This window comes from Myroides sp. 1354 (assembly GCF_030324495.1).
Classification (GTDB): domain Bacteria; phylum Bacteroidota; class Bacteroidia; order Flavobacteriales; family Flavobacteriaceae; genus Flavobacterium.
The window spans coordinates 34,539-51,808 of record NZ_JACAGN010000009.1; the positions used below are offsets into that span (position 1 = coordinate 34,539).

Sequence of the window (17,270 nt, forward strand, 5' to 3'; positions counted from 1 at the left end):
AAGAACTTGTAACATTTGTGAAGTAATTAATTACGCAATTTGTAGAAAAAGCAGTAATTAATATGGAAAAAGAACTAATTTTAAAAAAATTTGGTGAGCATATAAAGGAACTAAGAGAAAGTGCAGGTCTAAGTCAAGATGATGTTGTTCTTAACGGCTATAAGATTACTAAAGGAACGGTTAGTGATATAGAAAATGGTAAAAGAAATTGTTCTTTAACAACTTTGCTAGATTTAGCAAAAGGTTTAAATATGTCCCCAAAAGAATTATTAGATATTAAATTTTAAAAATATATAAGATGCATCACAAGTGCCATATCTGATAGAAAGCAGCAACATTGTTCCAATAGCTATTTTAATTCTAGTAGTAATGAAAATATTTTCTAACCTCTTAAATAAAAAAATTATGCTTATGGGACAAAACATGAAACAATTTAGTTTAAATATGATTAATAATTTAGTTAATACATTTTGGGCTATTGGAACATCTGTTGCTGCGACAGGTGTGGAATTTAGACAATTTAAGTGTTTGCATAATACTCTTAAGTAAGTTAAAAAAGAAATCTTCTTTTTTTAATTTTTATTATTAACCCATTGGCAAAGCTTGGCAGATTTATTCTGCCAAGCTTTGTTCTTTTGTAATGTTAGCTAACAAATTTAATTAAACTATTAAATTCTAACATTATGAATATAGATCGCACAGAATTCCTTTTATGGATGGAGCGTATTATGACACGCTTCGATCATTTGTCAGAACATATAAAAGATCTCCCTATAAAAACTCAAACCATAGATGGAGAAGAGCTTTTAGATAGTCAAGATGTAATGGCACTTTTTAAAATAAGTCCACGTTCCTTACAACGTTACCGCTCAGACGGTAAACTCCCATACTATACAATTAGTGGTAAACTCTACTACAAACGCTCAGATGTCAATCAGTTTATCAGAGAATGTTTTAAACATCCTGTACGCAAGAAGTAAATAGCAGCTAAAAGCCAAGAGTGACCTTTAAAGCATACTATTTACTGAGCAGGCTCTCTTGGCTTTAGTTTTAAGTTTTTAATCATTTAAAACTAGGTATTATGAGTACAGAAACCACACAAAGACAAGTAGAGCACGACGTGCTTCTTGTCAATGATAAAACACAGAATAAGATTCAAGTAGTAAAGGGATTAGATAAAGATGGAAAACTTGAAACAGTACCACCAACTAAAAAGAATCAAAATCAATTTTTAAAAGTTGATCGTAACGGAGATTTCTTTTCCAACTTCTTTTCTAATTTTTTCAGCCAGCTTGAAAATCCAACACAGTTTACTTTCTTTAGAGTTCCGGAGCTTTTGACCATTAAGATGGCTAATCAAATGCAAAAAGAACTGAATCAATCAGGACCAACTCATGAACTGTTTTTAAAACATCAAATAACTGAAGTAGGTAATGAGCTAAAGAAAGAGAACAAAGTAGCTGAACCTACAAAGGAGCAGGAGCAGTATAGTTCTAACAAGTTTGATATTAAAGACATTGATTGGGATTCACTTTCAAGACTTGGACTATCAAAAGAAAAGCTTCAAGAAATGGATTTGTTAGAACCACTCTTGCAAGGTTATAAAACCAAGGATTTAGTAGCTGTAAATTTAGATTTGGGCTCAGCTGTGTTTTCTTTAGATGCAAGATTATCACTACAAAAAAACGAAGAGGGTAAGGTTGTAATGGCACTGGAAGGAGTAAAGAAATATCCCAATTTAAATGTACCGCTCTATGGGCATGAGTTTTCAAAGCAGGATAAACACAACCTTTTAAAAACGGGTAATATGGGTAGGGTAGTGGATCTTGTCCATCCAACAACTAAGGAGAAGATTCCATCGGTTGTGAGCGTAGATAGACTTACCAATAACCTTGTAGTGACAAGAGTTGAGAAGATGCAACTGCCACACGAAGTAAAAGGAATTGTACTTAGTGAACAGCAGCTACAAACTTTAAAAGAGGGTAAACCACTACTTGTAGAGGGAATGACTTCAGCTAAAGGAAATTTATTTAATGCCGAGATTCAGTTTAACGCAGCTAAAGGTCATATTGAGTTTTTGTTTGACAATACCAATAAGCAGAGTAAGAATAACTCGCAAAACCAATCCCAACTATCAGATGATTTAAAAAGTTTTAGAGGAAAAGAACTTACTGAAAAACAGCAAGGTGATTTATTGGAAGGCAAGGCTGTTTATGTCAAAGATCTTTTAGATAAAAGAGGGAATACGTATCAAGGCTATGTGACGTATAACAAAGAAACCAAGCTAGCTGATTTCTCTTTCCAAAACCCGAACAAAGAACAGCAGTCAAAGGCGCAATCACAATCAGAAAAACAAACGGACGAGCCTAAAAAAACAAAAGGACGTAAAATGTAAAGCTATAGACTATGATTGTAATTCTTGCAGAAAAACCAAGTGTAGCTAGGGAGATAGCTCTACTTGTTGGAGCCAAAACAAAAAAGGATGGCTTTATTGAAGGAAATGGCTACTGTATTACTTGGGCAATTGGTCACTTAGTATCATTGGCTATGCCAGAGGATTATGGATTTCAAGGTTTTAAAAGAGAAGCTTTACCAATATTACCAAGGTCTTATTTGTTAGTACCAAGAAAGGTCAAAAAAGAAAACAAATACACTTCTGATCCAGGAGCTTTAAAACAACTTAAGGTCATTGATAAACTCTTTAAAACATGTGCTGAGATAATTGTAGCCACTGATGCAGGTAGGGAAGGAGAGCTTATCTTTCGATATATCTACCAGTATTTAAACTGTGATAAACCATTTAAAAGGTTGTGGATAAGTTCACTTACTGAAAAAGCAATTAAAGATGGACTTCAAAACCTTAAAGATGGAAGCGCTTTTGATGGACTTTTTAGAGCAGGTCACAGTAGAAGTAGAGCGGATTGGCTTGTTGGTGTAAACGCTTCACAGGCGTTAACTGTATCAATGAATGATTCGGTGTATTCACTAGGTAGAGTACAAACTCCAACGCTGAGTCTTATTTGTAAACGGTATTTAGAGAACACGTCTTTTAAAAAGAAACTCTATTATCAAATTGAGCTTGTCCATCAAAAAGAAGGTATATTATTTAAATCGCTCTCAACTGATAAATGGGAAGATAAACAAAAAGCAGAACAAGCTTTAAAACTCATTGACAAACAAAGTGAGGTTAAAATACAAAAAGTAGAAACCAAAACAATAAGAGAAGAGTCCCCACTTCTTTTTGATTTAACCTCACTTCAAAAAAGAGCCAATGAGCTGTTTGGGTTCTCAGCAGAAGAGACACTTAGTATTACTCAAAGCTTGTATGAAAAGAAGTTTATCACCTATCCAAGAACTTCAAGTAAGTACATTCCAGAGGATTTATGGGCAGAGGTGCCTAACTTATTGAAGGTACTTTCAGATGATAACAGGTATAGTAATTTTCTTTTAAAAGTAAAGATGACAAGGCTTAATAAGAAGATAGTAAATGATGTAAAGGTTACAGATCATCATGGACTATTAACCACAGACAGACTTCCTTCAGCTATTAACGCTAAAGAAGAGAGTATTTATCATTTGATTGCTCAAAGAGTATGGGAAAGTGTATTTGAATCTTGTGTAAAAAAGCAAACAGAGGTAACCTTAAATGTTTTGGATTATGAGTTTAGTTTTAAGTCTTCTTCAATAATAGAGCTTGGGTGGAGAGAGGTAAGAAAGGAGTTATCTTCTACTGATGAGATAATAATTGATTTACCAGAGTTAAAACAAGGCGAGAATCTAAAAATTAAAGAATCAATTGCTCTTGAAAAATCAACAAGACCTAAAGCTTTATATACAGAAAGCACACTGCTTTCTGCTATGGAAAACGCTTCTAAAGAAGTAGAGGATAAGTCACTTCAAAACGTTATTAAAGACATGGGAATTGGAACTGCAGCTACAAGAGCTTCTATTATTGAAACGCTTTTAAAAAGGGGTTATATCACAAGAAAAGCCAAGTCGCTTGTTCCAACAGAGAAAGGACTCAAAGTATATGAAATAGTTAAGGATAAACTTATCTCCGATGTACTTCTAACAGCTAAATGGGAATCTGCTTTTAAAGATATTGAAGAGAATAAAATCGATATGGAAGATTTTCATAGGCAGATTGAAGATTACACTTCGGAGATAACAGCAGAGCTTTTAGCTATTAAACCAGTCACTGAAACAGATCATCTATCTTGTCCCAAGTGTAAACAGCATACACTTCAATTAAGAGAAAAAGTAGTGAAATGTTTAGAACCTGATTGCAACTGGATATTGTTTATAGAGGTCTGTGGAATTAAACTATTCCTTGATGATATCACTGACCTAGTACAACAAGGCAAAACCAAACTCTTAAAAGGATTGACAAGTAAAGTAGGGAAGAAGTTTGATGCTTATCTTGTTTTGAAAGAAGATTGTACCACAGGGTTTGAATTTAAGTAAGATTGAAAAAAGGAAGCTATATTATGGCTTCCTTTTTTTAGTTATTTTTTGTGTTTTTAGCGTATCGCTTTTCATGTGTAACACTTTGAGACTTTCTTTGTTATTTAAAAATAGAACACATGCTTTTTTTTTGTTTTTAGAGGAGTGATAAATAATACCATCAATTTTATTTTCTTCTTTTAATCTATTTGAAAAAGGGAATCTGAAATATTCTGTTACAATTTGCGTAGGTACATAGTTAATGTGTGTTCTATTATCTTTTTCAATAGGGGCGGAAAAGTCTTCGATAAAATCTCTAATAAATTGTATTAGGAAACGATTATTTAAACTTTTTAAATCAAAAGGACTAGTAGGTTTAGGTAATGCTGTAAAGTCAATTACATTTAATTCTTTTTTTGAAATAAATTCTACTGTAGTATAAAAAGAATTTTTTTTGTCATTAATATCTATTACTTCTAACAATGTTGTTTCTTCTTCAAATGCCCCATAGAACATTGATATACCAGCAGGACTCATCCTATTAGCATAAATAGCATATTCATCAGGAGGAGAGGTCATTCCTTCAGAGGTTAAGACAGTTTTATCTTCTTTCATATGCTGTCTACATCTATAAAATGTAGTTTTAATAGGTAGTCGTTTTATAAGCTTGAAACTTTTAACAGCTCTGCTAATTTCTTTAAATATTTGATTTGAATTCATTAAATAATCATCTGAATTCAAATCATTAATTTGACCAAAGAAATAACGTGACCTATTATTAACAACTTCTTTGAAATATTGCCAACTATATAACATTGTTTCATGTGGGGTTTCATGATATAAATTATATTCTGCCCAACATTTAGAATAATCAATAGAGCTACTAATATCAGATGATAAATCATAATCATCAATATTTAATCCCAAATGATCCTCTAAAATTTCATTAGTGGTATATATTTCGCCGATATAACCTCCTTCTCGAGAATTATAGGTCATGAAATTAGCAGGATCAGTGTATGAGTGAGAGTTAATTACAGTAATAAAAAACTCCATTAATTCTTCTAATGATATGACTTTTTTGTTTCTATTACAATAATCACAATATCCTAAATTTGCATTTAGATTTATATATTTCTTTATACCTTTATCATTAAGATGTTGATTACAAAGGTATTTTTCAGGGATATTATTTAATCCTAATTCTTCTAAGCGAAGAGCCTCTTCCATTACGATACTCATAATACATATAGTTATTGATTTAGTAAATGTAGAGAATAAAAGTATCATAAGACGCTTTCATCTGCAAAAGAGTAATAACTCTCAGAAGTTATTATTAAATGGTCTAAAAGAGCAATATCAAGTATTTGACTCGCTTGTTTAATCTTTTGAGTGATTTGTTTATCCGCATCACTTGGTTGTAATTTTCCTGATGGGTGATTATGTACTAAGATAAAAGCTGTGCTTTTAGACTTTAGTAAAGCTGCAAATATCAATCTAAGATCAACGACTGTTCCAGTAATGCCACCTGATGAAATTTCAAGTACACCAAGTACTCTATTATTGTTTGAAAGCATTAGTACTTTAAACTGTTCTAATAATTCAATTTTATTCTCATCCCAAGCTTTTAAAGCTACTTCAAAAGCGGAGTAAGAAGATTCAATTCTTGGTCTTTCAGATGCTTTAACTTTAGATTTGTAGATTAGTTCTATCTCTGATGCCACTAACCAATTGTTGTTTAAAACTGAATTTTCCATAATATTATATTTTTAAATTAATTATGGAGCAGCTATAGGTAATGCTTAAGCAAGCGCAAAAAGCAACGCAATAAAGCGAAGACAAGGTCAAGCATTTATGGGGGAATTTTTTGAAAGCGAACCGCAGAGTAATACCTTGCTTAGTGAGAGAATTGATAAAAAATAAATACATTTACCTAAATAAATTTAGATATAAGATGCTAGATATTAGAGAAGAAAGTAGTTTAAAGTATAATCCTCCTACATATGAAGATTTAAGAAAACGTATTGAATATTATTTTGTGAGAAAACAAAATTTTTCATCTTTTTCTAATCAAGATTTTACAAATGATAAGGGAAGATTAAAAGATAGGTTGCCCTACCATTATCAATTATTGTGTAAAGAGTGGCTAGATATAAAAATTAAAATCTTAGAGAGAGATAACTGTACTTGTCAAAGATGTGGGGTGAAAAATGAATATTTTTTATTGAAGTTAGAAAATATCATTGAGATTAATTACTTTAAATGTATGCCAATCTCAGATGAAGAATTTCAAATAAAAGTTAATGATCAGATTGAAAATTGGAAAAACGGACCTATGGGACGTATAGCAAAGAAAGGATATGATGAAAAGAAGTTTAATTCATTAGTAAAACAACATACTAGTTGGTTTGAGTCACAAAGAAAAGTTAAGACTTTACCTGGTAGTTACGTATGGCATTCTCTTGAAATTCACCATAGATATTATGTAAATGAAGCATATGCTTGGGATTATGACTTATCTGCATTGATAACTTTATGTTCAAATTGTCATAGAGAAGTTCATCAGTTAAACAATCCTTCAGTCCTTATATTTAGGGAACATCCTAATCCTAATAAAAGTTTTGAGGACCAAAAAGGATTACTTCTAGATTATTCCTTTGATTGTGACCGATGTCATGGAAAGGGTTTTATTTTAGAATATAATCATATTGAAAATGGAATATGTTTTGCTTGTTATGGTATTGGACATGTTCATTAATATAGCTTTATGATATCTTCTTATTAATCAAATGAGCCAATTCAGGATCGTTTTCAATGCGTTTTAGCTCCAAATCAATAATTGCCTCAACATCAAGTTTAACTTGCCTGTAATTCGCTTGAATCGTCTGATCTAATGTATTATTACCCTTAGCATCTAAAAAAGAAGTTATCTGAGGTATCTTTTGAAAGGATTTCATTTCTTGAGAAACCTTTTCATTATCAACCACTATCTCTGAGTGAAATATCTTTTGCTCTATACGCTGTTCAAAATTATCAGAAACAGCACCTACAAACATTCCTTGGGTAAGGGTAGATATCTTAGATGCCGGAATAAGCGTATCAAGCTGAGTAGAGAAGGAGGTTGAGCGGTCATTTCTATTAATGGAAATACTTTGTCGCTTTTGAAGTATTTTGCCAAAGCGTTCTGATAGTGCTTTAGCTGTATCTCCCACTACTTGACCTGAGAAGATATTACCAACTGTGTTTTGAATTACCTTACTTTCTTTATCTCCGTAATCTCTGTTAAGCTGTGAGAAATCTTGAAATCCTAAGCACACAGCTACTTTATTACTACGAGCAGTAGCAATAAGGTTATCGAGACCTCTAAAATAGATAGTAGGTAACTCATCTATGATAACAGAACTTTTAAGTTGGCCTTTTTTATTGATTAGTTTTACAATACGGGAGTTATAAAGCCCAAGAGCAGCAGAGTAAATGTTTTGACGATCAGGATTGTTTCCCACACAGAGTATTTTAGGCGCAGCCGGATTATTAATATCCAAAGTAAAATCATCTCCTGTCATAACCCAGTATAGCGATGGAGAAATCATACGAGAAAGGGGAATTTTAGCAGAAGCTATTTGCCCTTGTAATTGGTCTTGCGCTCCGCCTTCCCAAGCGTCCATAAAAGGAGAAAGGTAATTCTCTAAATCAGAGTAGGAGGTAAGGATGGTAAATACATCAACATATTTTTTATTTAAAAGCTCAATAGCGTGAGGAAACGTACAATACTTTCCATTTTGATAGATCTTTAAAAACCATATAATAGCTGCTAATAGTATGATTGGAGATTCTACAAAAAAGTCACCTTGTTTTTGTATCCACGAGCGGTTAAGATTAAGCATAATGGTATAAGCTGATTCATAAGCATCAGATATATCTGTCATAAAGGATGGGTTAATAGGATTACAACGATGACTGCGACTTGGATCATCAAAGTTTATAACGTAGAACTTGGGAGTAATAGCGTATTTATCTTTGTGTAACAGTAAATGATTATAAGCGATAGTTGATAAATCATCAAACTTAAAATCGTAGATATACATGGAGAATCCCTTTTCAATTTGTTGCTTGATAAAGCTATTTATCACAGCATAGGATTTACCGGAACCAGGAGTACCCAATACAATAGTAGCTCTAAAAGGATTTACAATATTGATCCACCCATTGTTCCATCTTCCTTTGTAATAAAACCTTGAAGGAAGGTTAACAGAGTATTCATTTTCAATAAGACGAGTCTCTTGCATAAAACTTTCGTTCTCGAAATTAAATACGTCTTGCATAAGGTTGTCGTTTAAGAGCCTACTAATCCAAGCTCCTGAAACCAAAAGTAAGATATAGCCTAAGAAAGTACTTGCTATATACAGTATAGCACTCCAAACATATCCAAAATCAAGTAAAAAGAAATTGAAAAAAAACAGACAAAAACCAACTGTAAAAACACCTATGATTTTAGAGACTGTTATCTTTTCATGTTTTACACCTTTGCCTCCCCACAGGCTTAAAGAGAGTAAAACCAAACAAAAGAGTTTAGTATAGAGTAAATGAGAAAATAGTCCCGCTGTTTGATTGAAGTTAACTAGTATTCGATCTACAACATTGTGCGTTATTCCTATGTTTAAAAAGAAAGAATAACAGTACCAGTATAAGTGAATAAGTATTATTATAATACTTACTGCTCGCATAAACGCCAAGATTTTAGCAAGAGCTTTTAAATCGTCTTCTGATTGCATAATAAATGTAATTAAGATTAATGATTTAAAGTATTAGTGTATCAATCTAAAAGCTTGACATTGGAATTATAAGGTATTATTTGGCTTTAATAAATAGCAAGACAGCATTATTAAAACTTGTCAATTGTATTATAATTCCTATTTTTAAAAACCAATATTAATTATTATGAACCATTTAAAAGTGAAAGACTATCTGAAAAGCAAGGGCTTTGAAGATCGTTTTATTGAATTTAAGGAGAGTACAGCTACTGTAGGAGAAGCTGCAATTGCGATTGGTTGTGATAGCGACCAAATAGCAAAGAGTATAACACTTTATGCCCCAGAAGAGGGAACTGCTATTCTTGTCGTAGCTTCAGGAAATAGTAAAGTAGATAATAAAGCTTTTAAAGATACTTTTGGTATTAAAGCTAAGATGCTTAAATATGAAGATGTAGAAGAACTAGTGGGGCATCAAGTAGGAGGAGTCTGTCCTTTTAAGGTAAAAGAATCAACCAAAGTTTATTTTGATGAATCTTTAAAAAAACATCAAGTACTCTATCCAGCAGGAGGGAGCGCTAATACTGTAGTCCAATTAAAACAAGAAGAACTACTTGGCTTATGTGATTTTGTTGATTGGGTATCTGTTACAAAGTAGATTAATACGATTGTTTGCTTTTCATAGATGGTTAGCAATTTTTTTAATGTTTCTTCATTTGGATATATTATTACTGTTTTTTAACTAAAAAAGGAAAAGCATAGAAAATATAAAAGAAATTGTCGTTTTTGCTTAAAGTGAATAATAAAGTAAAGAGAGTTAAAGGAGTGGAAGTTTTATCCACTCCTATTTTAACACTAGAAGATCAAATGTGTAAACAATTCTTTTTGTTTGTTTAAATGTTGATAGCTTATTTTTTTAGTTTTCATTTTTTGTTCTACATTATCTAAATCAGAACTGTATCTTAATTCTAAGCCAACAACAGCTGGACCTTCTTCACGGTTGTTCTTTTTAGTAAATTGGAAATAAGTAATGTCATCATTTTCTCCTAAGACATCATTTACAAATTCTTTTAATGCTCCTGGTCTTTGTGGAAAGTTAATGATAAAATAATGCTTCAATCCTTCAAACATCAAGGATCGCTCTTTAATTTCTTCCATTCTTGTAATATCATTATTGCTTCCACTAACAATGCACACCACATTTTTACCTTTGATTTGATCTTTATAGGAATCTAAAGCTGCAATACTTAATGCACCAGCTGGTTCTACAACAATGGCCTCTTCGTTGTATAATTGTAAAATTGTTGTACAAACCTTTCCCTCAGGCACTAAAACGATGTTGTCTAATGTATGTTGGCAGATCTCAAATGTTTTGTCGCCCACTCGCTTAACGGCAGCTCCATCTACAAATTTATTAATGTTCATTAATGCAGTATTTTTACCGATTTCCAGCGATGTTTTCATAGAGGCGGCTCCTTGTGGTTCTACACCAATAAGTTTAGTTTCGGGACTTAATTGTTTAAAAACCGAGACGACCCCTGCTGCTAAACCACCACCTCCAATTGGAAAGAATAAAAAATCAATCTTAGATTTGGTATCTTCCACAATTTCCAATCCCACAGTTCCTTGTCCGGAAATAACTAATTCATCATCAAACGGATGAACAAAAACGGCCTTATTTTTCTGACTGAAATAAAGAGCTTCGTTATAGGCATCGTCAAAAGTATCACCTTTCAAAACTACTTCTACGTTTTCTTTTCCAAAGAGTTTTACCTGCTTTATTTTTTGTGCGGGTGTAGTAATAGGCATATAAACCACAGCTTTTATGTTTAGTTTCTTACACGCAAAAGCTACTCCTTGAGCGTGATTACCTGCACTTGCACATACAACACCTAGTTTTATTTCATTCTTAGAAAGTGAACTAATTTTATGATATGCACCACGTAATTTATAGGATCGTACAGGTTGCAAATCTTCCCGTTTTAAATAAACCTGAGCAGCAAATCGCTCGCTCAGGTTTTCGTTTTTTATAAGGGGAGTATGCACCGCCACACCTTTCAGGCTTTTGGCTGCCTTTTTTATATTTGTTAAATGTATCATTTGGTCTAAGGTCTTAACTTTCGAACTTGCATTCCAGTTTGCCATAATTCACTAAGTTGTATTTCTTTTAGTTCTGCATTGAGTTTTTCTCTATAATCTAGTTTGCTGTTGGCTTCGATAACGACGGCTGCTTCTTTTCCTGAAAGTACGTCATCATATAGTTCATTAAAAATAGGTGTAGTAGCATCTCTAAATTTACCTTTCCAATCCAATGCTCCACGTTGTGCAGTGGTACTACAATTGGCGAACATCCAATCCATTCCGTTTTTGGCTACCAAAGGCATTAAACTTTGGGTGAGTTCTTCTACAGTTTCATTGAAGGCTTCACTAGGTGAATGTCCCCGTTGGCGGAGAACATGATATTGGGCTTCAAAAATTCCAGCAATAGCCCCCATCAGAACACCTCGTTCACCTGTTAAATCGCTATATACTTCTTTTTGAAAAGTGGTTTCAAAAAGGTAACCAGAGCCAATAGCAATCCCCAATGCTAATGCTTTTTCTTCAGCTCTTCCAGTTGCATTTTGAAAAACTGCATAACTAGAGTTCAATCCTTGTCCTTTTAAAAATAATGTTCTTAAAGAAGTCCCAGAACCTTTAGGAGCTACCAAAAATACATCTACATCTTTGGGCGGTATGATACCCGTTTTATCATAAAAAGTAACACCAAAACCATGTGAAAAGTATAGAGATTTGCCTTTCGTTAAATGTTTCTTCATCATTTCCCACGCCTGTATTTGTCCTGCATCAGATAATAAATTCATAAGTAGAGTACCTTTAACACAAGCAGTTTCTAGATCAAAAAGAGTTTCGTTTTCTACCCAACCATCAGCAAGTGCTTTTGCCCAACTTTTAGTTCCTTTGCGTTGTCCTACAATTACTTTTACACCATTGTCTTTTAAATTTAATGCTTGTCCTGGGCCTTGGACGCCATATCCAATGACCGCAACAGTTTCATTCTTTAATACTTCTCTTGCCTTTTCCAAAGAAAACTCTTCTCGTGTTACGACATTTTCCATTACGCCGCCAAAATTTAATTGTGCCATTTTATATTGTATTATTTATTTTTAAATTACATTCTAATTCTTTTAAATAAGTGCTTAGTTCTTTCATCGGTTTAGTAACAGCTACTCGTCCTGAGCAGGCAAACTCTAAAACTCCAAAAGGTTTTAGTTTTTCAAATAAAATTTGAGTTTCTATCTTGTGTCCCGTTTTTTCAATGACTATATAATCGGAGTCTACAGTGAGAACTTTTGCATTATTTTCTCTCACTACTTGCTCTATATTGTTCGATTTAAGTTCTGTTGTTTTGACTTTGTATAACGCCATTTCCTGATGTATAACTTCATTATCTTCATGCACAAAGACTTTTAGTACATCAATTAATTTGTCGATTTGCCCAATGACTTTATCTATTTTCGATTCGCTTGTTTTCAAAACGATAGTGTAACGATGAACATTCTTAACCTCTGTTTCAGAAGCTGTGATACTGTCAATATTCAGGTGGCGTCTTGTAAAAATTATAGTGATGCGGTTGAGCATTCCTATTGTGTTTTCCGTAAATATGGATACGGTAAATGTTTTGTTCTTTGTTTCCATTTTATTTGTTTTATAATCAATGTAACCGTATGTCACTAACTGAAGCACCTGTTGGGATCATTGGAAAAACATTATCTTCTCTAGCGACTATTACTTCAAGTAGATATGCATTATCGGAACTTAAAAGGTTATCTAGTGCTTTGTTCAATTCCTCCTGTGTTTCTACTTTTTCACCATTGATGTTGTAGGAAGATGCCAAAGCCACAAAATCAGGACTTTGAATATCAGTAAACGAATATCTATTTTCGAAGAACATTTGTTGCCATTGGCGTACCATGCCTAAATAACCATTGTTTAAGATGATTATTTTTACGTTAATATTGTTTTGCATCATGGTCCCTAATTCTTGTAAGGTCATTTGAAACCCTCCATCTCCAATGATAGCTACGACTTGCTTTTCTGGATTTGCTACTTTTGCTCCAATAGCAGCTGGAAGTGCATACCCCATTGTTCCTAATCCACCAGATGTAACATTACTCCTGGTTTGATTATATTGATAGAATTGCGCCACCATCATTTGGTGCTGACCCACATCAGTTACAATAATTGCATTTCCCTTGGTTTTTTGAGAAAGTAAATCAATCACTAAATCCATTCTTAGTTCATCTAAAAATATCTTTTCTCTATTTTCGGAAAGTATTCGTAATTCATTGTACTTAGCTTGATGAAATTCATCCAACCAATTTTGATAATTTTGTTTTTCGACTAAATCAGCTAAAATTATTAATGCATCTTTGGCATCAGCAACAATAGGAGCATCAGCTTTTATGATTTTATTGATTTCGGCAATGTCAATATCGATATGAATCACTTTTGCTTGTGTCGCATATCTGGAAACATCCCCTGTAACACGGTCGTCAAAACGCATTCCTATAGCAAGTAGTACATCACACTCGTTAGTTTTTACATTGGGAGCATAATTGCCATGCATACCTACCATTCCAACATATAAAGGGTGATGACTGGGAAAAGCTCCTAATCCCAAAAGTGTTGAAGCAACGGGAATACCCATTTTTTCGGCAAACGCTAGTAATTCTTCTTCTGCATTGGAAAGCATAATTCCTTGTCCAACAATCATTAACGGTTTTTTTGCTTGATTCAAAAACTTGATTGCTGTTTGCACTTGATCTATATTTAATTTCGGCTTAGGTTGATAGCTTCTTACTGATGTACACTTCTCGTGATTGAAATCCAGTTTTTCAAATTGAGCATCTTTAGTAATATCTACTAAAACTGGTCCTGGACGACCAGATGAGGCAATGTAAAATGCTTTAGCTAAAGTCGGTGCTATATCTGTTGCTTTGGTTATTTGACAATTCCATTTGGTTACAGGCATAGAAATTCCCATGACATCAGTTTCTTGAAAAGCGTCAGTTCCCAAGAGATGAGATGCGACTTGTCCAGTGACGCAAACCAAAGGTGTAGAATCAATTAGGGCATCAGCTAACCCTGTAATAAGATTGGTGGCTCCTGGACCCGAAGTAGCAAATACAACCCCTGTTTTTCCAGAAGATCTCGCATAGCCTTGAGCTGCATGTATAGCACCTTGTTCGTGTCTTGTCAAGATATGATTTACTTTATCTAGATGATGAAATAAGGCATCATAAATTGGCATAATAGCACCACCAGGATAACCAAATATCGTTTTTACTCCTTCAGCTGTTAAACTTTGTATTACTGCTTCTGCACCTGTTGTCTTTAATTGTGTTGTTTTCATTTTGGATATTTATCGGTTATACAGCCCAACGAAGCATTTGAAACGCATTGTGCATATTTGTATAAGATTCCTTTTTTTACTTTCAATGCAGGTTGTTTCCATGCTGATTTTCGCTTTTCTAATTCCTGTTCAGATACTTTTAAATTGATTGTATTATTTTTCGTGTCAATTACAATCACATCTCCATCATTTACCAAGGCAATTGTTCCACCTACAAAAGCTTCGGGGGTAATATGTCCTACTACAAAGCCATGTGTTCCACCCGAAAATCTGCCATCGGTAATCAAAGCCACTGAGTTCCCCAATCCTGCGCCCATTATCGCTGAAGTTGGTTTGAGCATTTCGGGCATTCCTGGTCCACCTTTTGGTCCACAGTAGCGGATGACTACTACATGACCCGGTTTTACCTCTCCTGTACGCACTCCTTCAATTACAGCATATTCATCATCAAACACTTTAGCCGTTCCTTCGAAATAATCACCCTCCTTGCCACTTATTTTAGCTACACTTCCTTTGGTAGCTAAATTTCCATAGAGTATCTGTAAATGTCCTTTTGCTTTCACTGGATTCTCGATAGGGAGTAATACTCTCTGACCTTTTGTTAGATCTTCCACAGTTTCCAAGTTTTCAGTAATTGTTTTTCCTGTAACAGTTAGACAATCACCATGTAATAAATTGTGTTTTAATAAGTATTTCATCACTGCAGGAACACCACCTACATGATGTAAATCTTCCATGAGGTATTTTCCACTTGGTTTTAAATTAGCTAGTACAGGAACACGATCACTTATCTTTTGAAAATCATCTAAAGTCAACTCCAAATCCACTGAGTGTGCCATTGCTATCAGATGCATTACCGCATTGGTAGAACCTCCCAAAACCGTTACCATGGTCATAGCATTTTCAAAAGCTTTTCGAGTCATGATGTCTTTTGGTTTAATATTTTTCTTCAACAACTCTTTAATGGCTTTTCCTGTATCAGAACACTCTCTCTTTTTTTGGTTACTCAGTGCAGGATTGGACGAACTGTAAGGCAGGCTCATTCCCAATGCTTCAATAGCTGAAGCCATTGTATTTGCCGTGTACATTCCACCACAAGCTCCTGCGCCTGGACAAGCATTTTTGATAATACCTTTGTAATTTTCAACGGAAATACTATTATTGAATTTTTTACCCAAAGCTTCAAAAGCAGAAACTATATTAAGTGATTCTCCTTTCCACTCTCCAGCATGAATCGTTCCACCATAAACCATGATTGCTGGGCGATTTAATCTTCCCATAGCAATGATAGAACCTGGCATGTTTTTATCGCAACCTACTACAGCTAATACTGCATCGTACCATTGAGCACTTACCACTGTTTCTATGGAATCGGCAATTACATCTCTAGAAATTAGAGAAAAACGCATACCATCAGTCCCATTTGATATACCGTCACTCACACCAATAGTATTAAATATTAATCCTACTAAGTCTTCTTGTTGTACACCAATTTTTACTTCTTTAGCTAAGTCATTGAGGTGCATGTTACAAGGATTTCCTTCGTACCCCATACTCACAATTCCTACTTGTGCCTTTTGTAAATCTTCTTCGGTTAAACCTATTCCATAAAGCATAGCTTGTGCTGCGGGTTGCGTTGCATCTTGTGTGATGGTCTTGCTGTATTTGTTTAATGTTTTCATTCGTTTAAATTGAATTATTTTAAAGGTTCTCGTACTAAAAGTGAATAAGTATCTTGGATTTTTTTGCCTAAGGAGTTAGTCCAGTTTTTTGGAAACTGATAATTGTCCACCGAGAATATACCTACTATTTCGGCAGCTGTTCCGCAATAAAAGGCACTATCTGCTTGAAAAAGATCTTCTTTAGTAAATTTTCCCTGGTGTACTTCCATACCCAATTTTTTAGCTATCTCTAAAACAGTAGTTCTAGTGATACCTGGAAGAATGTTTCCTAATTGAGGGGTGAATAATTTTCCATTTTTTTCAAAGAACAAGTTTGCTCCTGGTCCTTCGGCTAAAAAACCATCACTATCCAAAAGTAAGGCTTCGTCAAATCCATCATCTTTTGCTTGATTAGTTGCTAGGATAGAATTGACATAATGTCCACAGACTTTTGCTTCGATATGGATAGATCTTGGGTGGGGACGGCAATAGGAGGATATAGTTAATCTCAATAATTTATCACCCAAATATGCTCCCCAGTCCCAAGCCGCAATCATTACTGAAACACTGGTAGGCTTTGACAAGCTCATGTTTGGTCCGCAGTATACTAAGGGTCGGATGTAAGCATTTTTTAGATTGTTTTTTTCTAGTAATACATAGGTGGCTTCCACAAGCTCTTGTATGTTATAATCGAAAGGTATTTTTACCAATTCGCAAGATTTTTTCAAGCGCTCATAATGTTCTTTAGCCTTAAAAATTTTAGTTCCTGTTTTGGTTTCATAAGAACGGATACCTTCAAATGCACCATAACCATAGTGAAGTGTTTGACTATACAAATCAATGGTAGATTCCTTAGCTTTTACAAATTCTCCGTTTAGAAAAAAGATAGTTTCGTTGTTTAAATACATGTTTATTTTTTTTAGAGTTGATCGTTTATTTTATGAATAAAAAAAGCCTTTCCCAGAATGAGAAAGGCTTACAATTTGGCATATAGCAGCATCTCTC

15 protein-coding genes are annotated in these 17,270 nt (G+C 33.9%); 6 read left to right on the top strand and 9 right to left on the bottom strand.

Annotation, left to right across the window (positions count from 1 at the left end):
• Window positions 1-62: 62 nt before the first annotated feature.
• The 4 genes from HX004_RS10655 (at window position 63) to HX004_RS10670 (ending at window position 4,464) form a co-directional block, all read left to right on the top strand.
• On the top strand, window positions 63-287 hold the full coding sequence (locus tag HX004_RS10655; RefSeq protein ID WP_286442477.1) for a helix-turn-helix domain-containing protein: 225 nt from the start codon (window positions 63-65) through the stop codon (window positions 285-287).
• A gap of 396 nt (window positions 288-683) precedes the next feature.
• Window positions 684-980 (top strand): helix-turn-helix domain-containing protein, encoded by a 297-nt coding sequence (locus tag HX004_RS10660; RefSeq protein WP_002992173.1) that lies wholly within the window; start codon window positions 684-686, stop codon window positions 978-980.
• 101 nt (window positions 981-1,081) lie between these two features.
• A complete protein-coding gene (locus HX004_RS10665) occupies window positions 1,082-2,395 on the top strand; it encodes a DUF3945 domain-containing protein (protein WP_286442478.1) in 1,314 nt (437 codons plus the stop codon).
• A gap of 11 nt (window positions 2,396-2,406) precedes the next feature.
• A complete protein-coding gene (locus HX004_RS10670) occupies window positions 2,407-4,464 on the top strand; it encodes a type IA DNA topoisomerase (protein WP_286442480.1) in 2,058 nt (685 codons plus the stop codon).
• A gap of 21 nt (window positions 4,465-4,485) precedes the next feature.
• On the opposite strand, the gene HX004_RS10675 is transcribed toward HX004_RS10670, so the two are convergent.
• Both HX004_RS10675 and HX004_RS10680 read right to left on the bottom strand, forming a co-directional pair.
• The gene (locus HX004_RS10675; RefSeq protein WP_286442481.1) at window positions 4,486-5,685 is read right to left on the bottom strand and encodes a HEPN-associated N-terminal domain-containing protein; all 1,200 of its coding nucleotides are present in this window, start codon (window positions 5,683-5,685) and stop codon (window positions 4,486-4,488) included.
• Between the two features lie 44 nt (window positions 5,686-5,729).
• Window positions 5,730-6,200: a JAB domain-containing protein gene (locus HX004_RS10680; RefSeq protein WP_286442482.1), complete on the bottom strand. Its 471-nt coding sequence runs from the start codon at window positions 6,198-6,200 to the stop codon at window positions 5,730-5,732.
• Between the two features lie 197 nt (window positions 6,201-6,397).
• Between HX004_RS10680 and HX004_RS10685 the strand changes: the two genes are divergently transcribed.
• Entirely contained in the window at window positions 6,398-7,201 is an 804-nt protein-coding gene (locus tag HX004_RS10685; RefSeq protein WP_286442483.1) for a hypothetical protein, read from the top strand.
• 7 nt (window positions 7,202-7,208) lie between these two features.
• On the opposite strand, the gene mobC is transcribed toward HX004_RS10685, so the two are convergent.
• A complete protein-coding gene (gene mobC / locus HX004_RS10690; protein ID WP_286442484.1) occupies window positions 7,209-9,215 on the bottom strand; it encodes a conjugal transfer protein MobC in 2,007 nt (668 codons plus the stop codon).
• 166 nt (window positions 9,216-9,381) lie between these two features.
• Here mobC and HX004_RS10695 point away from each other — a divergent pair, with 166 nt between their 5' ends.
• Window positions 9,382-9,849, top strand: coding sequence for a YbaK/EbsC family protein (locus HX004_RS10695; protein ID WP_286442485.1), 468 nt, complete (start codon window positions 9,382-9,384; stop codon window positions 9,847-9,849).
• Window positions 9,850-10,046: 197 nt separating this feature from the next.
• On the opposite strand, the gene ilvA is transcribed toward HX004_RS10695, so the two are convergent.
• The 6 genes from ilvA to HX004_RS10725 are packed head-to-tail and all read right to left on the bottom strand — an operon-like array spanning window position 10,047 to window position 17,173.
• Window positions 10,047-11,291: a threonine ammonia-lyase IlvA gene (gene ilvA, locus HX004_RS10700; RefSeq protein WP_286442568.1), complete on the bottom strand. Its 1,245-nt coding sequence runs from the start codon at window positions 11,289-11,291 to the stop codon at window positions 10,047-10,049.
• A gap of 5 nt (window positions 11,292-11,296) precedes the next feature.
• The gene (ilvC, locus tag HX004_RS10705) at window positions 11,297-12,334 is read right to left on the bottom strand and encodes a ketol-acid reductoisomerase (RefSeq protein WP_286442486.1); all 1,038 of its coding nucleotides are present in this window, start codon (window positions 12,332-12,334) and stop codon (window positions 11,297-11,299) included.
• Window position 12,335: 1 nt separating this feature from the next.
• Complete coding sequence (ilvN, locus tag HX004_RS10710) at window positions 12,336-12,887, bottom strand: acetolactate synthase small subunit (RefSeq protein WP_286442488.1); 552 nt, start codon at window positions 12,885-12,887, stop codon at window positions 12,336-12,338.
• Window positions 12,888-12,903: 16 nt separating this feature from the next.
• Window positions 12,904-14,604: a biosynthetic-type acetolactate synthase large subunit gene (gene ilvB, locus HX004_RS10715; RefSeq protein WP_286442489.1), complete on the bottom strand. Its 1,701-nt coding sequence runs from the start codon at window positions 14,602-14,604 to the stop codon at window positions 12,904-12,906.
• The gene (ilvD, locus tag HX004_RS10720) at window positions 14,601-16,286 is read right to left on the bottom strand and encodes a dihydroxy-acid dehydratase (RefSeq protein WP_286442490.1); all 1,686 of its coding nucleotides are present in this window, start codon (window positions 16,284-16,286) and stop codon (window positions 14,601-14,603) included. The genes ilvB and ilvD overlap by 4 nt, the downstream gene beginning before the upstream one ends.
• A 14-nt stretch (window positions 16,287-16,300) precedes the next feature.
• Window positions 16,301-17,173, bottom strand: coding sequence for a branched-chain amino acid transaminase (locus HX004_RS10725; protein ID WP_286442491.1), 873 nt, complete (start codon window positions 17,171-17,173; stop codon window positions 16,301-16,303).
• Between the last annotated feature and the right edge of the window lie 97 nt (window positions 17,174-17,270).